Genomic DNA, 648 nt, shown 5'->3' with positions numbered 1-648 from the left:
CGTCGCCCACGTGATGGACTGTAATCCAGGTAAAGTCGGGCGCATCAGCTCGTGCCAGCGCCACGCGCCGGTCGGCATCGCCAGCTTCGATTGTCCACGAAACTGTAACGATGTCGCCCGGCCTTGCTGTACCAGGAACCATAAGCCCGGCACCCTCGTCTATCGGCGCATCCGCCGCCAGCACCTCGAGCGGTCGCCGGGCCATGACCCGATCGCCGCGGTCCAAATGGTAGCGGATTTCATAGGCACCAGGCTCCGCGGGTGCAGTGAACGTGGCCTGATCTTCGTCCTGAATACGGCGATAGCCACTTTGCTCGCCGTCCGGTGTGCCGCGGGGAACGATGGCTATGTAGTCGCGCGGATGTATGGCACCGGTCCAGGATAGCGTAATCTCGGCGCCGGCCCGCGCCCTGTCCGGTCCGTCAAGCGAAACATTACCATCCATCACCTCGACCGGGGTGCGGGCGAGTACGCGATCCCCCGCGTCCAATTGCAGGCGCACCTCATAGAGACCAGGCTCGGCAGGCGCGCGAAGCTCGCCCTCCCTCCGACCTTGCATGCGATCGTAATCGGCATAGGTTCCGTCCGCCGAGCCGGCGGGAACGATCGTCACGTAGTCGCGCGGGTGCAGGCCCTCACCCTGCCAGG

1 pseudogene is annotated in these 648 nt (G+C 65.1%); it reads right to left on the bottom strand.

Going from position 1 to position 648, the window contains the following annotated elements:
- Window positions 1-648 (bottom strand): annotated as a pseudogene (locus ACDP63_RS25100) (hypothetical protein); the annotation flags it as partial.

The sequence above is a fragment of the Paracoccus sp. P2 genome (genome assembly GCF_046335115.1).
Lineage (GTDB): Bacteria > Pseudomonadota > Alphaproteobacteria > Rhodobacterales > Rhodobacteraceae > Paracoccus > Paracoccus pantotrophus.
The sequence above is the reverse complement of the archived record's forward strand: the minus strand, read 5'-3'. Positions and strand labels throughout refer to the sequence as shown.